General features: G+C 32.0%; 20 protein-coding genes and 1 other RNA gene. 6 read left to right on the forward strand and 15 right to left on the reverse strand.

Annotated features, from left to right (window positions below; genetic code table 11):
- Position 1 precedes the first annotated feature (1 nt).
- The 6 genes from ACJJVO_RS07295 to ACJJVO_RS07320 all read right to left on the reverse strand — a co-directional run bounded on the left by ACJJVO_RS07295 (position 2) and on the right by ACJJVO_RS07320 (position 5,263).
- Positions 2-1,084 (reverse strand): iron-containing alcohol dehydrogenase family protein, encoded by a 1,083-nt coding sequence (locus ACJJVO_RS07295; RefSeq protein WP_405572282.1) that lies wholly within the window; start codon positions 1,082-1,084, stop codon positions 2-4.
- Positions 1,085-1,125: 41 nt separating this feature from the next.
- Complete coding sequence (locus ACJJVO_RS07300; protein ID WP_405572285.1) at positions 1,126-1,749, reverse strand: CatA-like O-acetyltransferase; 624 nt, start codon at positions 1,747-1,749, stop codon at positions 1,126-1,128.
- Positions 1,750-1,752: 3 nt separating this feature from the next.
- Complete coding sequence (locus ACJJVO_RS07305) at positions 1,753-2,457, reverse strand: HAD family hydrolase (protein WP_405572288.1); 705 nt, start codon at positions 2,455-2,457, stop codon at positions 1,753-1,755.
- The gene (kdsB, locus tag ACJJVO_RS07310; protein WP_282032014.1) at positions 2,448-3,161 is read right to left on the reverse strand and encodes a 3-deoxy-manno-octulosonate cytidylyltransferase; all 714 of its coding nucleotides are present in this window, start codon (positions 3,159-3,161) and stop codon (positions 2,448-2,450) included. The genes ACJJVO_RS07305 and kdsB overlap by 10 nt, the downstream gene beginning before the upstream one ends.
- A 65-nt stretch (positions 3,162-3,226) precedes the next feature.
- A complete protein-coding gene (locus ACJJVO_RS07315) occupies positions 3,227-3,820 on the reverse strand; it encodes a DUF4126 domain-containing protein (RefSeq protein WP_405572697.1) in 594 nt (197 codons plus the stop codon).
- Positions 3,821-3,829: 9 nt separating this feature from the next.
- The gene (locus tag ACJJVO_RS07320) at positions 3,830-5,263 is read right to left on the reverse strand and encodes an ATP-dependent RecD-like DNA helicase (RefSeq protein ID WP_405572291.1); all 1,434 of its coding nucleotides are present in this window, start codon (positions 5,261-5,263) and stop codon (positions 3,830-3,832) included.
- Between the two features lie 155 nt (positions 5,264-5,418).
- Between ACJJVO_RS07320 and ACJJVO_RS07325 the strand changes: the two genes are divergently transcribed.
- The 3 genes from ACJJVO_RS07325 to rsmD are packed head-to-tail and all read left to right on the forward strand — an operon-like array spanning position 5,419 to position 7,488.
- Positions 5,419-6,144, forward strand: a complete 726-nt coding sequence (locus ACJJVO_RS07325) for a hypothetical protein (protein WP_405572294.1) — start codon at positions 5,419-5,421, stop codon at positions 6,142-6,144.
- A gap of 2 nt (positions 6,145-6,146) precedes the next feature.
- The gene (locus ACJJVO_RS07330; RefSeq protein WP_405572297.1) at positions 6,147-6,953 is read left to right on the forward strand and encodes a DUF3822 family protein; all 807 of its coding nucleotides are present in this window, start codon (positions 6,147-6,149) and stop codon (positions 6,951-6,953) included.
- Position 6,954: 1 nt separating this feature from the next.
- Positions 6,955-7,488 carry a 16S rRNA (guanine(966)-N(2))-methyltransferase RsmD gene (gene rsmD, locus ACJJVO_RS07335; protein ID WP_405572300.1) on the forward strand — a complete coding sequence of 178 codons (534 nt, stop codon included), beginning with the start codon at positions 6,955-6,957 and terminating at the stop codon, positions 7,486-7,488.
- A 72-nt stretch (positions 7,489-7,560) separates the two neighbouring features.
- Here the strand turns inward: rsmD and rnpB are convergent.
- The 9 genes from rnpB to ACJJVO_RS07380 all read right to left on the reverse strand — a co-directional run bounded on the left by rnpB (position 7,561) and on the right by ACJJVO_RS07380 (position 19,107).
- Positions 7,561-7,871: RNase P RNA component class A (gene rnpB / locus ACJJVO_RS07340), an RNA gene on the reverse strand.
- A gap of 53 nt (positions 7,872-7,924) precedes the next feature.
- On the reverse strand, positions 7,925-9,319 hold the full coding sequence (locus ACJJVO_RS07345) for an MFS transporter (protein WP_405572303.1): 1,395 nt from the start codon (positions 9,317-9,319) through the stop codon (positions 7,925-7,927).
- Between the two features lie 101 nt (positions 9,320-9,420).
- The gene (locus ACJJVO_RS07350) at positions 9,421-10,248 is read right to left on the reverse strand and encodes a M48 family metallopeptidase (protein ID WP_405572304.1); all 828 of its coding nucleotides are present in this window, start codon (positions 10,246-10,248) and stop codon (positions 9,421-9,423) included.
- A gap of 120 nt (positions 10,249-10,368) precedes the next feature.
- Positions 10,369-12,780: a glycoside hydrolase family 31 protein gene (locus ACJJVO_RS07355; RefSeq protein WP_405572306.1), complete on the reverse strand. Its 2,412-nt coding sequence runs from the start codon at positions 12,778-12,780 to the stop codon at positions 10,369-10,371.
- Positions 12,781-12,975: 195 nt separating this feature from the next.
- Positions 12,976-13,830 carry a hypothetical protein gene (locus tag ACJJVO_RS07360; RefSeq protein ID WP_405572309.1) on the reverse strand — a complete coding sequence of 285 codons (855 nt, stop codon included), beginning with the start codon at positions 13,828-13,830 and terminating at the stop codon, positions 12,976-12,978.
- On the reverse strand, positions 13,827-14,234 hold the full coding sequence (locus tag ACJJVO_RS07365) for a hypothetical protein (protein ID WP_405572311.1): 408 nt from the start codon (positions 14,232-14,234) through the stop codon (positions 13,827-13,829). The genes ACJJVO_RS07360 and ACJJVO_RS07365 overlap by 4 nt, the downstream gene beginning before the upstream one ends.
- Before the next feature lie 154 nt (positions 14,235-14,388).
- A complete protein-coding gene (gene glgB, locus ACJJVO_RS07370) occupies positions 14,389-16,386 on the reverse strand; it encodes a 1,4-alpha-glucan branching protein GlgB (protein WP_405572314.1) in 1,998 nt (665 codons plus the stop codon).
- Positions 16,387-16,389: 3 nt separating this feature from the next.
- The gene (locus ACJJVO_RS07375) at positions 16,390-17,655 is read right to left on the reverse strand and encodes a glucose-1-phosphate adenylyltransferase (RefSeq protein WP_405572316.1); all 1,266 of its coding nucleotides are present in this window, start codon (positions 17,653-17,655) and stop codon (positions 16,390-16,392) included.
- Positions 17,656-17,697: 42 nt separating this feature from the next.
- On the reverse strand, positions 17,698-19,107 hold the full coding sequence (locus tag ACJJVO_RS07380) for a glycogen synthase (protein ID WP_405572319.1): 1,410 nt from the start codon (positions 19,105-19,107) through the stop codon (positions 17,698-17,700).
- A gap of 159 nt (positions 19,108-19,266) precedes the next feature.
- On the opposite strand from ACJJVO_RS07380, the gene msrB reads away from it, so the two are divergent.
- From msrB to lpdA, 3 genes are all read left to right on the forward strand, one after another.
- Positions 19,267-19,752, forward strand: coding sequence for a peptide-methionine (R)-S-oxide reductase MsrB (gene msrB, locus ACJJVO_RS07385; protein WP_405572321.1), 486 nt, complete (start codon positions 19,267-19,269; stop codon positions 19,750-19,752).
- Between the two features lie 107 nt (positions 19,753-19,859).
- The gene (locus tag ACJJVO_RS07390; RefSeq protein WP_405572323.1) at positions 19,860-20,414 is read left to right on the forward strand and encodes a DinB family protein; all 555 of its coding nucleotides are present in this window, start codon (positions 19,860-19,862) and stop codon (positions 20,412-20,414) included.
- A gap of 144 nt (positions 20,415-20,558) precedes the next feature.
- Positions 20,559-21,935, forward strand: coding sequence for a dihydrolipoyl dehydrogenase (gene lpdA, locus ACJJVO_RS07395; RefSeq protein ID WP_405572326.1), 1,377 nt, complete (start codon positions 20,559-20,561; stop codon positions 21,933-21,935).
- Positions 21,936-22,038: the final 103 nt, after the last annotated feature.

The following is a 22,038-nucleotide window of genomic DNA, read 5'->3' on the forward strand; positions in this document are numbered from 1 at the left end:
CTTACATCTTTTTGTAAAGTTCAAGAAGCTTTTGTCTTGTTATAATTGTATTCCAATTCTTACCAATTGCATTTTCCCATAATGGTTCTAGGCTTAAAGCAACATCAATCATTTTATCAAATTGATCTTGTTCTAAATCTGCACAAATACCTTGAGGTAATTCTATATTATGCTTGGCTTTCATCTCTTTAAAAATGGCTACACCTTCTGGATAAAACTCTTCTAAATGATCAAAAACAATACAATTACCAACACCATGTTTAATACCTAAAAGATAGCCTAAACCATAACTCATAGCATGTGCTACACCAACTTGCGAGTAAGCAATACTCATACCACCATGCCACGATGCCATCATTAATTTGTCTTGAGCTTCTTCTTTGCTCAATGTATCTTCCAAAAATATTTCTTTGCAAAGTTCAAAGGCTTTTTCCCCATAACTTTGACTAAATGCATTTAAAAAGGTACCATTTAAGGATTCTACACAATGTACAAAACAATCCATTCCGGTATAAAACCATTGCTTCTTTGGAACGTCTTTAGTCAATTCCGGATCTAATATCACTTGGTCAAAGGGAGTGAAATCACTATTAATACCAAGTTTTCGAATTGGACCAGTTAAAATTGTGGTTCTAGAAACTTCTGCACCAGTACCAGAAATTGTTGGTATGCCAACGTGATAAATTGCAGGATGTTTTATTAAGTCCCAACCTTGATAATCCTTAGATTCTCCTTTATTAGTAAGCATTAATGAAACGGCTTTTGCAATATCCATTACAATACCTCCACCAATACCAATAATACCAGAAGGAAGCTCACTGTACTCTAAAATAATATCTTCGACTAACTGATCTATTTGATCTGTTCTCGGTTCCTCTTTTGTTGGTACATAAATAATTTTATCCTTATAAGATAGAGCTATTCTAGAGGTTAACCAATGATTCCCTTTAAAGACATCATCAACATAAAATATAAATGGTGCATTACGCCCTTTGCGTTTTGATGCGAGAATTTCATCAAGTTGATTAAAACTTCCACGTCCAAAAACAACTCTGGACACCATTGGATAATTTTTGTATATCATTTACTTTATATCTTTAACAAAAATAACAACTTAGTTTATATTTATTGACTATTTAAATGAAATTGTAATTTTTCTTTAAATAGACCAATATGATAGCCGTCTACTAGTGCATGATTGACACTAATAGCAACTTGCATTTCTTTTTTTGATCCTAAATCTTCCATTTTACTAAAAGCTAATTTAGGTACTGAATCTTTGTCGCCTTTAAACGGTTCTTTATGTCCTGTAAAATTAACCCAAGGCAAAGATGAACAATGCACACAATCCATTGAATTTACAGGAGGAAACAATTCATTGGTATTTAATACTCTTTCTTTCTCTTTTAAAAAATTAGCCTGAAATTTAAATATATCTTCATTGTAATTCACAAAAGAAAAACCAAAAGTTTTATTAGGTCTGAGGATTGTTGGCGATGCATGAATAGTATCAAACTCAACAACTTCATTAGATTCGTTTATTCTATATTTTAAATTTTCTATTTCGTTTATAGCTTGCATTGTTGCATGCAAATAACTAACAAAAAAAGACACTTTATTGGTACTTGAAAACTCATAAGCTTTAGTAACATCTACTTTAAAAGTGACACCAAAATAAGGATCTTTAAAGGTATCAAAAAACTCAAAATGAGCCTTTCTATTCCATGTGTTTTTATTGAGTACTTTCAAATCTTAACTAATTAAATCTGTAATTTCCATTAAACTTTTTACGGTCTTATAATGAGATCCATTCGTTTCCTTTTTAGTCACTTTTTCATGTTGCCAAGTGGTATGAAAAGGTACATGTATAGCTTGTGCTCCAATTTTCACCAAAGGTAAAATATCAGATTTTAAGGAATTACCAACCATTAAAAAAGCTTCAGGCTCAATATCCAAATGCTTTAATAATTTAGAATAATTAGACGCTTCTTTTTCACTTAATACTTCGATATGATGAAAATATTTTAACAAACCCGATTTTTCTAATTTGCGTTCTTGATCTAACAAATCGCCTTTTGTAGCCACAATTAATCTATAATCTTTAGACAACTCTTTAAGTACCTCTTCTACTCCATCTAAAAGCTCAATAGGCTTATTAATCATATCTTTACCTATTTTTAACATTTGAGCAATGACATCATTAGCAACTGTTCCGTTAGATAATTCTATAGCAAGCTCTATCATAGATAATATGAAACCTTTTACTCCATAACCGTATGTCGGTAAATTTTTAATCTCCATCTTAAAAAGCTCCTGATCAATTTTATTAGGAGTTTCATAAAGAGACAATAGTCTACCTGCTGCTTCTTCGGCTTCCCTAAAATAGGTTTCATTTACCCAAAGCGTATCATCGGCATCGAAGCCAATTACTTTTATTTTAGTATAATCTATTTCCACAATTTCTTCGCTCTTTCTAAATCTTCTGGTGTATCAATTTCTACACCTTGTATTGTAGTTTCTACCATTTTAATACGTTTACCGTATTCTAAATATCTAATACATTCAATTTTTTCTGATGCCTCTAAAAACTGCATTGGTAAAACGGTAAAATCTAGTAAGGCTTGTTTTCTAAAAGCATAAATGCCTTTGTGTTTAAAATAACGTGCTCCGACTTCTTTATCTCTTGGAAACGGAATTGGACTTCGAGAAAAATATAAAGCGAAATTCTGCTGATCTACTATCACCTTTACAGTATTGGGATTATTGATTTCTTCCCAATCTTCAATTTGCACCATTAAAGAAGCTAAGTCTATTTCTTTGTCTTTATCATCTTTAAAAACATCGATTACTTTTGCTAAACTTTCGCGTTCTGTAAACGGCTCGTCTCCTTGCACATTTATTACAATATCGCAATCTACATTTGCAACTGCTTCTGCAATTCTATCACTACCAGACTCGTGTTCCTTTATGCTCATAATAGCTTTTCCACCATTATTAACAATTTCGTTAAAAATGATATCACTATCCGTAACCACATAGACTTCACTAAATAATTTAGTAGCAACGGTAGCTTCGTAAGTTCTTAGAATTACAGATTTCCCGGCTAAATTTTGCATTAATTTACCAGGAAAACGTGATGCACTATAACGTGCCGGAATCATTGAAATAATTTTCATCTATGTAACTTGTACTTGTGTAGTTTCAAAAATAAGATTTATAAACGACATTATGTCTTCAAATTGGTATTTGATGATTTTGACTTATTCGGTCGTAATTTTTTATAAAGCTTATAGATTATGTAAAAAATAAAACAGACGGCTACAATAGCTAATATTGGTAAAAATATAGAGATTACAGACATTACTATAGACGTCCCTGTTTCTATTGTTGAAACTATAGGATTACCAAAACCTGCTGTTGAAACCGTTGAGCCTAATCTGGTTGCACTAGCAGAACTTTTTACTGCTGCTGCAGTTCCTCCACCTGCAATAATTGCTAGAGCCCAAGTGATTACAGGACTTAAATCTGCAACTGTTGACACCATAACTGCTGTACCTGCAATAGTTGCTAGCGGAATAGCAATTGCATCTAATGCATTATCAATAACCGGAATGTAATAAGCCACAATTTCTACAACTGTTGCAATACCAAGGGTAATTACCGCCGTTGTACTACCAATCCATAGCCAAGATTCATTAAGCTCCCAAACATTAAAATATGCTGCTAAGCTTAGCGCAAATAAAGGTAAAAAAACTCTAAAACCCACAGATGCTGAAAGGCCTACACCTAAAAAAATACTTAGTATTGTTTCTGTCATTATAGTATTGTTTTAATCTTTCTCTACAAACATTTCATCTTTAAAACCAATTAGATATAGCTTTTCCTTAGCTCTTGTAATTGCTGTATATAGCCAACGTATGTAATCTCTATCCATACCATTAGGTAAATAAGGCTGCTCTACAAATATGGTATTCCATTGTCCACCTTGAGATTTATGGCAAGTAATGGCGTAAGAAAACTTTACTTGTAAGGCATTAAAGAACTTGTTATTTTTTACTCCTAAAAAACGTTTGTATTTTGTTTCATTTTCATAATCCTTAGAGACTTCTTGATATAAGCGATTAGATTCTTCGTAGCTCAATGAAGCACTCTCTACATCAATAGTATCTAAAAGTAATACCGTTTCAAAGGGTTTCATATTAGGGTAATCTACCATTCTTAACTTAACCTCCGCAAATCTAAAACCGTAGAGTTCTTTAATACTAAAAATCTCTAACACTTCAATAATATCACCATTAGCAATAAAACCTGCTTCGGTATTAGGTTTTAACCAAAAATAATTATTCTTAACAACCATTAAATAGTCTCCAGCAGACAATTCACTTTCATTAAATAGAATACGTTGTCTTATTTGCTGATTGTATGCATTTGCGCGTTTATTACTTCTAACTATAATAGCCGTTTCCTCATAACCATCTGCACTATAAGCGTCGTTAATAGCATCCATAATTTCGTAGCCATCAATTAACCTAACACTATCTGTAAAACCATTTAAATCGAATTTAAAACTTTCATAAAAATTAGATTCTAAAACAGCCCTTAATTCTGTCGCATTACTAAGAATCCCAGAATCTTGCCCTTGCCTAACAACTTCATCTAACTCAATACCAATAACATCTTTATTATAGTTTAAACTAAGTTTGTTTTCGTCTAAAGCAGGACTCAAATCAGATTTTACAGGTGGTAACTGCGCCTTATCTCCAATTAATAATAACTTACACTCATGGCCAGAATAGACATAAGTCATTAAATCATCTAGAAGCGAACTACTATCAAAAGACTTTGTATCTGAAGGTGTATCTGGTATCATAGATGCTTCATCTACAATAAAAATAGTGTTGCGATGTTTGTTAGGTTGCATTACAAAATTTACACCTCCTCCTTTATCCTTTTTAGGGAAATATATTTTTTTATGAATAGTAAATGCTTCTTTCTTAGAATAATTTGAAATAACCTTCGCTGCCCTTCCTGTAGGAGCTAATAAAATTGCACTTTTTTTTGCTTGCCATAAATTTGAAACAATTGTACCAATTATACTCGTTTTACCCGTTCCGGCATATCCTTTTAATAAGTAAATTGAATTTTTATTGTTATCAAAAATAAATTGAGATAACTGCATTAACACCATATCCTGCTTAGAAGTTGGTGCAAATGGAAATTTAGATTTTAAGAGCGAATAGAATGCAGATGCATTAGAAATCATATATAAAATAAATATCTAGCAAGATAGCAATATTCTCTATTTTTAGGGTGTATAAATTATTAACTTAGATATTTTTAATATTTTTAATTTAGATAGTTTTAACCAACAAAAAAAAATTGTAGATTTGCGATAGACCTTAATTAATAAATAAACACATGAAAGTAATTATAGCAATTGTAGTTATTATAGCATTAACCATTGGAATTGTTTGGGCTATCGATAAATTTGTTCCAAAGAAAATAAAACCAGTAATCAACATCTTACTTTGGGGATTAATTATTTTCTTAGGTTATATGACTTTTATGTCAGTTTACAAAGAGATACAATTCAATCAAATTAAAGATAAACGCTATCGTGTAGTTATCGATCGCCTTATTGACATAAGAGATTCTCAGTTAGCTTACAAAGATGTAAACGGAGATTATGCTGATAATTTTTATAAATTAATAAAATTTGTTGAAACAGGAAAAGTGCCAATTACACAAAGACGTGATACTTTAATTTTAGATGAGGTAAAAACAAAAGCTTTTGGTGGAGTAGAAACAATGAAAACTATTACTTTAATAGATACGTTAAGTTATTACTCTGTAAAAGATTCACTTTTTAAAGGTAGCGATCGTTACAAAACAATGATGAATGTTGGTATTGGGAAACCAGATGCTAAATTTACACTTAAAGCAGGTAAGTTAGATGAGTTCGCTGTGTTTGAAGCTAGTGTAGATAAAGCTATTGTTTTAGATGGCCAAGAACAATATTTAATTGAGAAAGAAAAGCAAGCATTTTCTGTAGCAGGTGTTAAAGGAGAAACTGTAAAAATAGGTTCTATGGAAGAAGTTAATACCAGTGGAAATTGGGGTAAAGATCTTTCAACAAAAGAATAATTTTGAATAAAACCGATATTAAAGAATTGTCCATTCAAATTAATTTGAATGGACTTTCTTTTTGTATTTTAAACAGGACTACTAAAACCATTGAGTTTTTAAAGACTAATGCTTTTGAGCAAAAGTTGAATCCTGAAGAAATTCTCAATCATATAAAGGCAGAATTAAGTAGTAATACAGTATTTTCTGAAGACTTTAGTGAAGTTTTAGTAATTCATCAAAATGAATTAGCAACACTAGTACCTGAACAACTTTACGATGCAAATCATAAGGTTGATTACTTAAAATTTAATTCAAAAATACTTAAGAACGATTTTATAACAGAAGATAAAATCTCTGTGAATAAAACTGTGAATGTCTATGTACCGTACGTAAATATTAACAATTATATTTTTGAAACCTTTGGTGAATTTGTGTACAAACACTCATCAAGTATCCTTATTGAGTCTATTTTAAATAACCCTGAATCTTCAGAAAATCCCATTGTTTATATAAACGTTAATAAAAACACTTTAGAAATATTAGTTACAAAAGACAATAAGTTACAATTATTTAATGTGTTTGAGTTTTACAGCAAAGAAGATTTTATCTATTACGTATTATTTGTTTTTGAACAACTAAAACTCGATGTAGAAACTACTTTTGTACAACTAAGTGGAAATATAGTTATTGGCGATGAGCTATTTGTTATGCTTTATCTTTATATCAGGCATGTAAGGTTTGTAGAAAAAGCCTACGATTTTAAAATAGCAGCAGAAACAGATAGACGTTATTCTCACCAACATTTTTTAATATTAAATTCTTTTTAATATGCGTATTATATCTGGACTGTATAAAGGCCGACGAATTACAGCTCCTAAAAAACTTCCTGTAAGACCAACTACAGATATGGCGAAGGAAGCGCTTTTTAACATCATAAATAATCAATATTATTTTGATGATATTTCTGTTTTAGATTTATTTTCTGGTACAGGTAATATTAGTTACGAGTTTGCCTCAAGAGGGACGGAACATATTACGGCTGTAGATGAAAATTTTGGCTGTATTAAATTTATTAATGAAACAGCTGATGCCTTTGAAATGAATATCAGTACCATTAAAAGTGATGTTTTTAAGTTTCTTGAAAAATCAAAACAAAAGCATAGTATTATTTTTGCAGATCCTCCTTACAATTTTGAATTAGATGCTTTTTCTAAAATTCCAGAATTAGTTTTTAAGAATGAATTACTTGAGGAAGAAGGAATACTCATTGTAGAACATTCTAAACACACCGATTTAAGTCAATTAGAACATTACTTACATTCTAAAAGTTATGGTGGTAATATGTTTAGTTTCTTCGAATAGAGAACTGAATAAAATATTGAAATTCAAATTTTTATAAACACAAAAACCATCTATTTCTAGATGGTTTTTTTATGTTTAAGCAAATCTATAAGCCGAATTCTGTACTCTAATAAAAGAGCCCTTATCATTTATCTACGTTTACTGTTACCAGCAAACTTTAGCTGCCTACCCTCTAACAATCGCGCGTGTACGCTCTAACGTTAGTATACATGACATTGCACCACATAGAGTTTACCTGGTTTCACTACAGCATTACCTGTACATACTTTCTGTTGCACTTTTCCTAGCCTTACGACTGGTGGCTGTTAACCACTATGATTGCACTATGGTGTTCGGACTTTCCTACCCTAAATAAATTTAGAATCGATAAGGCGATCTACTTGTTGGCAAAGTTAAAATATTAGAGCAAAGAGTGAGAGTAAATACAATAAAAGAATTAATCAAGTTTCTTTAATTCAGTTTTTGGCACTCTAAACAGAAGCACAATTCCTGCAATAAAAAAGACAACTAAAAATAAAATAGCATTTCGCATACTACCTGTTAATTGATCTATTGTTGCAAAAATCACCATTCCTATAACAATACCTATTTTTTCAGCAACATCATAAAAACTAAAATACGAAGTGGTGTCTTCTGTTTCTGGTAAAAATTTAGAATATGTAGATCTTGCCAAAGATTGAACTCCACCCATTACTAAACCGACAAAACTTGCTGCAAGATAAAATTGCTCTGGCGTTTTCATAAAGTAAGCGTAAAAACAAAGTGCCATCCAAAAGAAATTAATAACAATAAGTGTTTTAATATTTCCGTATTTTGAAGACGCAAGAGATGTTAAATAAGCACCTAAAATAGCCACCAATTGTATAATTAATATACTCACAATAAGTCCAAAAGTTTTAGCTTCAGCATCTCCCCAAGCAATTTCTTCTTCACCAAAATAAACTGCGACCAACATAATGGTTTGCACTGCCATACTAAAAACAAAAAAGGCAACTAAGTAACGTTTTAAGCGTAAGTTTTCCTTTAGTTGAATCCACACCTGTTTTAATTCTCTTAAGCCATTAAAAACAACATCCTTAGTTACTTTGTGCCCTTTAGAAACACCTGCAGGCAGTATATAAAAAGTATATTGACTAAACAAAGCCCACCATAAACCTACAGTAATAAACGAAATTCTCATAGCCTCAAACGAAGCACTATTTTTTGCATCCTGTAAAGCTGTTGCAATTTCACTTTCAGTTCCCGTTTCTGCTAGTGTTTTTGAAATACTAATATCAAAACCAAATAATTCGGGCTTCATTACCATGGCTAGGTTTACTATTAGGAGTATTACACTTCCAAAATAACCCATACTAAAACCTTTAGCACTAATACTATCTTGTTGCTCAGGATAAGCAATATCTGGTAAGTAAGAATTGTAAAATACTAAACTTCCCCAATACCCTATTAATCCCATAAAGTAAAATAGAAGACTTAAATGAATACTTTCTAAACTAAACCAATACAACCCAATACAACCAGCACTGCCAACGTAACAAAAGAATTTCATAAAATTCTTTTTGTTCCCAACATAATCCGCGATACCAGAAAGAATAGGTGATGTAAAAGCAACTACCAAAAACGTGAATGCAGTAACATAAGTTATTAATGCTGTACTCTTAAAAACCATTCCAAAAGCAGGAACCGTTTTTTCTACTTGAGATACAAATAATGCCGAATAAAATATAGGAAATATAGACGATGCAATGGTTAAAGTATACACTGAATTTGCCCAATCGTAAAATGCCCAGGCGTTAAGAAGTTTTTTACTTCCTTTTTTTAGTTGATTCATAAATAGTCATTGATTAAAGGGTCTTATGGTTTTGAATACCACAAAAAAAGCTGCTCAAATTGAGCAGCTTCTAAAGTAATCAAATATTTATTAATTCAATATTAATTTATAGATCTAAAGCTTGTGACACCAAATTTCTTAGCTTCTGCTTTTGCTTTTGGTGCTAAAGCTTTTAAATTTTCAATTCTAGAATCATTACTAGGGTGAGTACTCATAAATTCTGGTGGAGATTCACCTCCACTGTTGGCTTTCATTCGCTCCCAAAGTACAGATGCTTCATCTGGATTATAACCTGCAATTGCCATTAAATAGATACCTATTTTATCAGCCTCTGTTTCATGGCTTCTACTAAATGGAAGCATACCTGCAACATTTGAAACCACTCCATAAGACTGATTAAAAATACCTAAAGCTTGCTCATCACTTGCTAATGCTACATTACCTGCAACAGCTAATCCTTGTTGTATATAAGATGCACTCATACGTTGTTGTCCGTGATTTGCTAAAGCATGTGCAACTTCATGTCCCATAATTGCAGCGACACCTGTTTCGTTAGCTGCAATTGGTAAAATACCTGTATAAAAAGCAATTTTACCACCAGGCATACACCAAGCATTTACTTGTTCTGATTCTATTAATTTATATTCCCACTTATAATCCTCTAAATAACTTTGATGACCATTTGCTGTTAACCAACGTTCTGCTGCAACAGCAATACGTTGCCCAACACGCGTAATCATTTCAGCATCTGATGTTCCTGTTACCACATTATTTTCAGATAATACTTGGTTATACTGAGCAAACGCAGATGGAAATAACTGGTCGTTACCTACAAATGCCATAGTCTTTTTACCTGTAAAAGGATTTGTTGCACATGAAAACATCACTGCAGCAATAACAAGACTTAATATTATTTTATTTAATTTCATAGCTAATTGTTTTATTCTAATTACTAAAATACAAAAAAATCATTCGGTAACTATTTGACACAAAATTAGTCATTTGGTCACCAAAAATTAATAACCTTCAAACATTTAATCTATCTAATATTATGACTTTACTCCAATAATATGCAATTCAGAGAAGTTCTTATCTACAACTATAGATGTTATATCGTTTACTTTTAAACTTTTATGTTCAATTTTCTCATTGTCTAATTGCACCTCAACAATATCAAATGGCAAACCATGAAATTGAATATTAAAAGTTTCGTAAGTTGTAATATACTTTCCTTCTTTATATTGATTAATTATCAATTCGTTTGCTTTTCCTCTAAGTGAAAAATTTCTTAAACTATAACGTCCTTTAGTATAATCGAAACCATCATTAGCATCACTAAATAACTCACTTTCCTCTTTCCCTTCTTTGTAATAGACATCTAAAGTGATTTCTGTAATATCTTTTTCTCCAACATATTGTTGAATAGGATATTTAGGAATAATGGCTCCTTCTTTTACAAAAATTGGCATACTATCAATATCTGCATCAACCCACATTTCTTTACCTCCTTTTACAATTTCATTTGTCCAGAAATTATACCATTTACCTTTTGGAACATACATACGTCTTCCTTTAGCATTTGGTTCTAAGATTGGACAAGCTAAAATTTGTTCTCCAAAAATAAATTCGTCAGTCCTATAATGCGTTTGTACATCATCTTGATCATACAATACCAAAGATTTTAATAATGGTGTTCCATGATCTACGTAATTCCAGAAGGCTGTATATAAATATGGTAAAATTTGGTAACGGATTTCGATAAATTTTCTCACAATATCAGTTACATCTTCATCGAAAGCCCAAGGCTCTTGATCACCATGATCACCAGAAGAGTGTACTCTAAAAAACGGATGAAAAATACCAAGCTGAATCCAACGTGTAAATAATTCGCCTTGTGGTTGCTCTGCAAATCCTCCAATATCACTACCTGCAAAAGAGAAACCAGACATTGCCATACGCTGTGCTTGCATATTTGCAATCCATAAATGCTCCCAAGTTGCTACATTATCTCCTGTCCAAGTAGATGTATAACGTTGCGTACCAGAATATGCTGAACGTGTAATTACAAATGGACGTTTTGGATATGAGTATTTCTTTAAACCTTGGTAGGTTGCTCTAGCCATCTGCATACCATAAATATTATGTGCTTTTCTATGACTACAAGGGTTTCCGTCATAATCATGACGTACATCATCTGGGAATGTTTTATTTGGCACTTCCATAACAGCAGGCTCATTCATGTCATTCCAAACACCTTTTACTCCAATATCTTCAATTAATTCTTGAAACAAACCAGACCACCAATCTCTAACTTCAGGATTTGTATAATCTGGAAAATAACATTCTCCAGGCCATACTTTTCCTTTCATATAATCACCATCTGCACGTTTACAGAAGTAATCTTTCTCTAAGGCTTCTTTAAAAACAGAATACTCTTTATCTATTTTAATTCCTGGATCAATAATGGCAACGGTTTTAAAACCATCATCCAATAATTCCTTAACCATTCGTTTTGGATCTGGAAAGTATTCTTTGTTCCAAGTGAAACAACGGAAACCTTCCATATAATCGATATCTAAATAAATAGCATCACATGGAATTTGAAGTTTTCTAAAAGTTGATGTTATCTCTTTTACTTTACTTTCTGGATAGTAACTCCATTTACATTGGTGAAAACCTAATGCCCAAAGTGGTGGCAAATGGTGTGGTTTTCCTGTTAAATCTGTATAACTTTCTACAACATCATTCATTTTTGGACCGTAGAAGAAATAATAATTCATCTCACCTCCTTGTGCCCAAAAGCTTGTTACATTTCTACGTTCTTGAGCAAAATCGAATGATGACATAAACGTATTATCAAAGAAAATACCATAAGCTTTACCATGATGTAAACCTGTATAAAACGGAATAGCTTTATATAAAGGATCCGTATCTTTACCATAAGCGTAAGAGTCTGTTGCCCAGTTACTATAGCGTTTCCCTTTTAAATTTAGATGATTTGGTTTGTCACCAAGACCATAGTAACTTTCTCCATCATTAGAGGCTTTGCTCATCTTTACGATATTTCCACCATGCTCATAACTCTCTTCCCAATGAAAACCGCCTTCATCTTGGTTAATTAATGTGCCGTCTTTAGCGTCGTAGATAGATACTCTCATATCATCTTTAGAAATTTCGCAACGTAATTTTGAAGTTGTTATTTCGAAATATTCTTTTTTCTCTTCAATCTCTAGTTTATTATAACCAATACTTGCGTATTTAGTTATAGCATAAGAAAAATCATTATCAAAATTTCCAACCGTAGTATATCTAAAACGTAGTAAGCTATCTCTAACAACCGTTAACTCTAAAATAACATCGTTTGCTGCTGTAAAGTAAAGCTTATCAACATCTTTTTTAAAGTCTATTATATTTGAAGGAAATAAATTTCCTTTATTTTCTAATTCTGTATTTACAATCATAGGTTAATTTTTTGGCAAAATTACTAGCAAAAAAACGGAAAAAATTGAACATTTGAAAGGGTTCGTCATGGTTATTAAGAATTCTTACTAACTAAAACGTTTTCGGATTGAATTTTTATGATTTTGCCAATTTTCTTCAAAAATTCAGCAATATTCATAATTAAATCAAGTAAAAACAGAACCGTATAACTAGGATTAATGGAATCCTATTTTGGTTATTATTAGTGACATACAAACTATAACAATCAATGTATACACTAATTTCAATTTAACATTACGACACAGAAATAAGCCGCAGATAGCTAATAATGCCATAAATCCGGTTTCTAATCTGGTACATAGAATACTCAAAATCATCATAATAAAAAGCAAATGTACCCATTTACTTTTAGGTTTCCATAAAATTGCTATTGCCACTATAAATTCCACAGCAACAGTAATCCATGCAAAAACAAGACTAAAAAGACCTAGGTTGGGAAAAATATTTGTTAACACAACACTTCCTTTAGTATTTGGATCCGTAGCTTGTAACTCTAAAATCTGTTCCGAATTGCTCTTTGCTACCTCTAAACTTTCAGAAAACAGTGGATGAAAAACATTAAAAACAAAACCTCTATTCAACATATAGTAATAGAATTCACCACTCATAAACTGATTAGATATTAGTTTTTGTATCGCTGATGCAGCTACTACAACCACCAATAGCATTTGAATGTTTTTTAAAAGGATATGACTTCGTTTATGATAAAGGTAAAGGATTACTGAAAGCACCATAAAAGTGAGCACAAAATGATGATTTGCTACTCTAAAATAAAATGGGTAAAGATCAAAAACCAGCAGTGTAAATACTGCTATCCAAATAATTGGATGCTTAGTTTTATTACGTAAAAAGAACCAACAGAATATTACCAATACTAGAATTGGGCTTTTCCATAAACCATACTTTTCTGCTGTTATAAAAATATAAACGCTAAGAAAAAAAAGCAATAGATGAATGGCTAGTGCAATATTATCTTTTAATGTATTTTGTATGTCTGACCAATATTTCACAAATCTTGATTTTTTAAGTGAATTTCATTAATCAAAACTCTTGAATATGTACCATTACTAGAATTTACGCTAGGCTCCCATAATTGTAAATGAACACTATCTTTATCTGTTGCTTTTAATACCAATTGTGCTGCTTTATAAAAATTTGCGTCATTAGGCATTATTTTAAGCATTCTGAATGCGTTTTTAATACCGTTGTTATTATCCGCTAAAGAATCCACTGATATATCTGGAATATAAATTTGATTGTAGTAAAAATGAATTTTGGTATACATACCATAACCTCCACCTTTCCATTGATTAAGCTGTTGTGTTTTAATAAAAAAGAACTGTATCGCAATGACTAGAATTGCAAGGCTAGGAATACCATATTTTAAGAAAAGTTCTTTCGAAGTTGTTGGCATACGTTACTATGATTTTTAATACCGAGAATTAACAATTCTAGAATCCGAAAAGCATCAGGACTCTAGCTCTGTTAGTTTCAAAAAGACCTCAAGGATTTAAAAAAAACTTGAGGCCATTTTATATTAAGCTACTCTACTTTTAAGATTTAGTCTTTCACTTATCCTTTTTAGTAGTCTTGCTTTTTTGTACTGTTTTAACTTTTGACTTAGTTACACTTTTAGGTTTTGCCTTAGGTTTAATTTGCTTTTCATATTTAAAAGCAACCATGCCTAAAGGCGGAATATTAACATCTATTGATTGGTCTCTATAATGCCAAGCTTCAGATTTTGTTGTCTTTAGCTTATTGACATAATCTCCAGTTCCATAGTATTTCTTTAAATCACTATTAAAAATTTCTTTAAGTTTCCCTTTTCTTGGCATACCTAATCTGTAATTTTCTTTAGGAACAGGTGTCATATTACATGCAATGATAACGTCGTCTTTTTCATGTTTACCTTTTCTAATGTAGGTAAATACAGAGTTTTCAGAATCACCATAATCAATCCATTCAAAACCATCTGCTTCAAACTGTTTTTGATGTAAAGCAGGCTCATTTTTATAAAGCGTATTCAAGTCTTTCACTAATTCTTGTACACCTTTATGAGGATCGTATTGTAATAAATGCCAATCGAGACTGGTTTTAAAATTCCACTCACTACTTTGCCCAAATTCGGCTCCTTGAAACAATAAATTAGTTCCAGGATGTGTAAACATATAACTATATAGTAATCTTAAATTGGCAAAACGCTGCCACTCGTCACCTGGCATTTTATTCAACATAGAACCTTTACCATAAACAACCTCATCATGACTTAACGGCAACATAAAATTCTCCGTAAACGCGTAGGTCATTGAAAAGGTTAAATCATTTTGGTGAAATTTTCTATACACTGTTTCTTTACTAAAATACTGAAGTGTATCATGCATCCAACCCATCATCCATTTCATACCAAACCCTAAACCTCCCATAAATACAGGTTTAGAAACCATAGGAAACGCTGTGGATTCTTCTGCTATAGTTTGCACATCTGGAAATGCTGAATAAACAGCTTCATTCATTTCTCTTAAAAATGACATGGCCTCTAAGTTTTCTCGACCACCAAACATGTTTGGCTCCCATTCTCCATCTTCTCTACTGTAATCTAGAAATAGCATTGACGCTACTGCATCTACTCTAAAACCATCAGCGTGATATTGGTCTAACCAAAACAGCGCATTACTAATAAGAAAAGATTTAACTTCGTTACGTCCATAATTAAAAATTAAACTTTTCCAATCTTGGTGATATCCTTTTCTTCTATCTGGATGTTCATAAAGCGCAGAACCATCAAAAAAACCAAGTCCATGTGCATCTTCTGGAAAATGCGATGGCACCCAATCTAGAATAATACCTATATCATTTTGGTGTAGTTTATCTACCAATAATTTAAATTCTTCAGGATAACCAAATCGGGAAGTTGGAGCAAAATAACCCGTAATCTGATAACCCCAAGAAGGATCATAAGGATACTCCATTACAGGCATTAACTCCACGTGCGTAAAGTTCATGTCTTTTACGTAGTTAACTAAATCGTCAGCTAATTCTACATAAGACAAAAAACGATTCTCTTCAATTTGTTTTTTCCAAGATCCTAAGTGAACTTCATAAACAGAAAAAGGGGCATCTAAAGCGTTATTTTTTTTACGCTTTTTCATCCATTTAGAATCCTTCCACTTATAGTTATCATCCCAAACAATAGATGCTGTGTTAGGATTGTGCTCTGCACGCCTAGCATAAGGATCCGCTTTTTCGGTGACTATATCGTTATTACTACTAAGAATCTTGTACTTATACTTGCTTCCTTTACCAGCACCTGGAATGAATCCTTCCCAAATTCCGCTAGAATCCCAACGTACATTTAATTTATGCTCACCATCATTCCAAAAATTAAAGTCTCCGATTACAGATACCATTTTTGCACTAGGTGCCCAAACAGCAAAGTATACACCTTCTACTCCGTCTAATGTTGTTATGTGTGAACCAAATTTCTCGTATAAACGATAGTGTTTTCCAGATTTAAAAAGGTTAATATCAAAATCTGTAAAACGACTGTGTGTTATTACTTCTGCCATATATTATAGTACAAATCCCTTAGGAATTATAGCGTCTTTCCTTATAACCACTATTCCGTCTTTAATTACATATTCATTTGTTTCTGTGTCTGCTAAATGACTACCTCCATTGATTCTTACATCATCTCCAATACGTACATTTTTATCTATAATAGTATTCTTAATGTAGCACCTTTCACCAATACCTAAAAGTATTTCAGTGTGTTTTCTATTAATATCGTCTAAACTTTCGTAATCATCATTACCCATCATGTAGGTATTAATTATTGTAGAATCCTTTCCTATTCTAGAACGAATACCAATTACAGATTTTTCAATTTTAGCCGCATTTATTAAACAACCTTCTGCAATTACAGCTCTATCTAAAGCTGTACCTGTGATTTTTGAAGTTGGTAAAATCCTAGCATTCGTATAAGTACGTTGTTTAGAATCGTATAAATTAAAATGTGGTAAATCATCTGTAAAACCAAGATTAGCTTCAAAAAATGAGTCTATATTACCAATATCTGTCCAATAACCTTCATATTGGTAACTTAACGTTTTATGTTTATCTATAGATTGAGGAATAATCTCTTTACCAAAATCATTGGTTTCAGGATTGTTCATTAAATCAATTAATAGTTGTCTATTAAAAATATAAATACCCATAGACGCCAAATGATTACGTCCTTGAGCTTTCATATCGTCACTTGTTTCAGAAGTCCATTCTGGCAATAAATCAGAACTAGGCTTTTCAATAAATGAGGTAACCACATTATCTTTATCTGTCTTAAGAATACCAAAAGAAGTAGCATCTTTTTCATTTACTGGTATTGTAGCAATAGAAATCTCTGCATTGGCATTTTTATGTGCTTCAATCATTTCATTGAAATCCATTTGGTATAATTGATCACCAGATAAAATTAAAGCATACTCAAAATCGTGAGCTTTAATATGGTGCATACTTTGTCTTACAGCATCAGCAGTTCCTTGAAACCAAGATTTACTCTCTGGCGTTTGTTCTGCTGCTAATACATCTACAAATGCCGAACTGAAAAAACTAAAATGATAGGTGTTTTTTATATGTCTGTTTAAGGATGCAGAATTAAACTGAGTTAACACATACATACGTTTAATATCAGAATTTATACAGTTAGAGATTGGTATATCCACTAGTCTGTATTTACCAGCAATAGGAACTGCTGGTTTAGAGCGTTTTTCTGTTAAGGGATACAGCCGAGACCCTTGGCCTCCTCCTAGAATAATTGACAGTACTTTATCGTTTATCATAGCTTAAATTTAGTTTAGATTAGCGTAATTTATTTAGTTTGTTTAGTTGATTGATTTATATAAATCAATATATGCATTAGCAGAAACCTTCCAAGAATGGTCAATGCTCATTATATGTTTTCTGTTAGCTTTAAATTCCTTTTGATGATTATAAAAATCTTTGCCTCTACTGATGGCAACCACAATATCTTGCACTGACACTTCATTATGGCAAATGCCAAATCCATTATCACCGATATCTACAACGGTATCTTTTAATCCTCCAATACGTCTTACAACAGGTACAGTTCCGTACCTTAAAGAATACATTTGGTTTAAACCACAAGGCTCAACACGAGATGGCATTAGTAAAAAATCCGCTCCTGCATAAATGATATGAGAGAGTTTTTCATCATAACCAATAAAAGCATTATAATTACCACTGTGCCTTGGAATTAAATCAAATAATTGTCGCTCTGTTTCCTTAGAACCAGACCCTAAAACTATTACAGATATGTCTTTAGAGCGCACAGCATAATCAATAGCATAAGGCAAAAGTTCGGCTCCTTTTTCTCCAACTAAGCGACCTATAAATGCAAACAGAGGCTTTGTTTCATCCAAATTAAATTCAGAACACAACCATTCCTTATTTGCTTTTTTTCCAGATTCTACTGAAGCTTTTTTATAATTCTTTATAATGTATTTATCTGTATCCGGATTCCAAACATCAGAATCTATACCGTTTAAGATTCCTATTGCTTTAGCACTTTCATGAGATAGTAAAGACTCAAGTCCGTTGGCACTAAATTTTAATTCTTCCATGTAACTTGGTGATACAGTTGTTACTCTCCAAGCACACTTTATAGCTGCAGCTAATGGATTAATCATGCCATCCCACATTATCAATCCTACTTTTTCAATATTAAATCGAGGTATCTTATACAAGTTATCGTAACTCATCCAACCTTGATATTGGGCATTATGAATGGTAGTAATTACAGGAATTTTATTTAACGACTCATACTTATAACTTTCTTGAGTCATAAAAGGAATCAAACCCGTATGATGGTCATGACAATGAATATAATCAGGCTTTTCTTCTAAAGTTAATATCCAATCTAAAGCAGCTATTTGAAATGCTAAAAATCGATTGGTATCATTATTAGAATAGACGTAATCTGTATAAAGCAAATCACCAACATGTACAAAGTAAATGTCGAATTCTAAGGAGGAATCATCAACTTTTAAAATATTAAATCTGAACTCTTCATTTCCCAAATTTAAATTGGCCTGATAAATAGACGTAAACTCATGAGCTTGCGTAAACTTATTGTTATAAAAAGGCATTATAACAGAACTGTTAGCACCTATTTCGTTTTGATACTTTGGTAAAGCACCTACAACATCAGCCAAACCACCTACTTTGGCAATTGGATAACATTCAGCACTGACATGCATAATTTTCATTGACATACACTATTTAATTGTTGATGCTGTTAAATTTAACAATAAATATACAAAGCCAACTATAAAATGTGAATTGTTAACTTAAAAAAAATATTACATCTATTACGTAATTAATGAAACGTTAATGCGACCTATAAAACAAACGAAATTTTGTAATTTTAAAATATGAAAAAGATAACATTACTTACAATTATTGGTTTGTTTTTGAGCTGTAATAGTTCTGCTCAAAAATCAGAAGCCAAAGAAAAAGAAACATTCACTGTTACTAAAACAGAAACTGAGTGGAAAGAGCAACTTAACGAGAAACAATACTATGTATTAAGAGAAGCTGGCACGGAAAGACCATTTTCTAGTCCTTTAAATAAAAACTATAAAAAAGGCATTTATCATTGTGCAGCATGTAATACTCCGTTATTTAAAAGTGAACACAAGTATGATTCTAAATCTGGATGGCCTAGTTTTGATAGAGAAATCAAAGGCAATGTTGCTTTTGGTACAGATACTAAAATTGGATACACCAGAGACGAAGAGCATTGCGCAACTTGTGGAGGTCACTTAGGACATGTTTTTAACGATGGCCCAAATGAAACCACTGGAAAACGCCATTGTATTAATGGTGATGCCTTAATATTTGTAGCTTCTGAAGACTAAATTTTCAAAATAATCTAAATACTTAATAGCGATATAACATCTAATTATTCTAAATCTTAGTTTAAAAGATATTGTATCGCTAATTTTATAGGACTAAATTAAGCCCTATGGATACATCATATTTAATAAGTTCTATTAAACAATTTGAATACTACAAATCTCTTGGAGATAAAACCATAGCCCAGCTTTCTTTTAACGAATTAAAAAAAGAGTTTGCTCAAGATTCTAATTCAGTTGCTATAATTGTGAAACATCTTGTTGGTAATATGCTCAGTCGCTGGACCAATTTTTTAACCGAAGATGGCGAAAAAAAATGGCGAAAACGGGATGAAGAATTCATAGATAATTTCAACTCTAAAGATGAATTAATAACCCAATGGACTAAAGGCTGGGATTGTTTATTCGCTGCCATTACACCTTTAAAAAATAATGAATTAGAAAGTATTATTTATATTAGAAATCAAGGTCATACAGTAACAGAAGCTATCAATAGGCAGATGATGCATTACGCCTATCATGTTGGTCAGATGGTGTTAATGGGTAAACTAATTAAAGGTAAAAATTGGGAGACCTTATCTATTGCAAAAGGGCAATCTATAGCATTCAATAAAGTTAAATTTGAAACTGATAAAAGCAGAACCCATTTTACGGACAAATTATAGTTTTAAATTAAAAACTAACAATTTCAATTTACAGAAATCAACAAAGAAAATACCCAATACAATTTAAACGTTTTGGTTTTTGGTATTTTGTTTTTGGAATTTGTTATTTTTGTAAAATCAAAAATTCAATTTAAAAACTTACTCATGAGTAAATACGATATTATAGTTTTAGGAAGTGGTCCTGGTGGTTATGTTGCTGCGATTCGCGCTTCACAATTAGGTTTTAAAACAGCCGTTATTGAAAAAGAAAGTCTTGGTGGCATTTGCCTAAATTGGGGTTGTATTCCTACAAAAGCACTTTTAAAATCTGCTCAGGTTTTTGAATACCTTAAACATGCTGACGATTACGGGTTAAAAGTAACTGATTACGACAAAGATTTTAACGCTGTTGTAAAACGTAGTCGTGGTGTTGCAGACGGTATGAGTAATGGTGTTAAATTCTTAATGAAAAAGAATAAAATAGATGTTATTGAAGGTTTTGGAACATTAAAAACCGGAAAGAAAATTGATGTGGATGGTAAAGAATATTCTGCTGACCATATTATAATCGCTACTGGTGCACGCTCACGTGAATTACCAAACTTACCACAAGATGGTAAAAAAGTAATTGGCTACAGACAAGCTATGAATTTAGACAAACAACCTAAGAAAATGATTGTGGTTGGTTCTGGTGCTATTGGTGTTGAATTTGCTTATTTCTATAACTCAATGGGAACTGAAGTGACTATTGTAGAATATTTAGATAAAATTGTCCCTGTTGAAGACAATGAAGTTTCTAAGCAATTAGAACGTAGCTTTAAGAAAAATGGTATCAAAATAATGACCTCTGCTGAAGTGACATCTGTTGATACTTCGGGAGCTGGAGTTAAAGCGACTGTAAAAACAAAAAAAGGTGAAGAAACTTTAGAAGCTGATATATTATTATCTGCTGTAGGTATTAAATCTAATATTGAAAATATAGGTTTAGAAGATGTTGGTATTGCTGTTGATAGAGATAAGATCTTAGTAAATGATTTCTACCAAACAAACATACCAGGTTATTATGCTATTGGAGATGTTACTCCTGGGCAAGCCTTAGCACACGTTGCTTCTGCTGAAGCTATTCTTTGTGTAGAAAAAATTGCAGGACAACATGTTGAAGCTTTAGACTATGGAAATATACCTGGTTGTACGTATTGTACACCAGAAATTGCCTCTGTTGGTTTAACAGAAGAGCAAGCAAAAGCAAAAGGCTTAGACGTTAAGATTGGTAAATTTCCGTTCTCTGCATCTGGTAAAGCAAGTGCTGGTGGAAACAAAGAAGGTTTCGTTAAAGTAATTTTTGATGCCAAATATGGTGAATGGTTAGGCTGCCATATGATTGGTGCAGGTGTTACAGATATGATTGCCGAAGCTGTTCTAGGACGTAAATTAGAAACTACAGGACATGAAGTATTAAAAACAGTGCATCCTCACCCAACAATGAGTGAAGCCGTGATGGAAGCTGTTGCTGCTGCTTATGATGAAGTGATTCACTTATAATTAAGCTTAGAAATATAAATTTTAAAAAAGACGATTCTCATTGAATCGTCTTTTTTGTATCTACTTTTAACTAAATTAGGCGCATCTATTAACCCATCACATT

The organism is Winogradskyella sp. Asnod2-B02-A, assembly GCF_045063645.1.
Taxonomy (GTDB): Bacteria; Bacteroidota; Bacteroidia; order Flavobacteriales; family Flavobacteriaceae; genus Winogradskyella.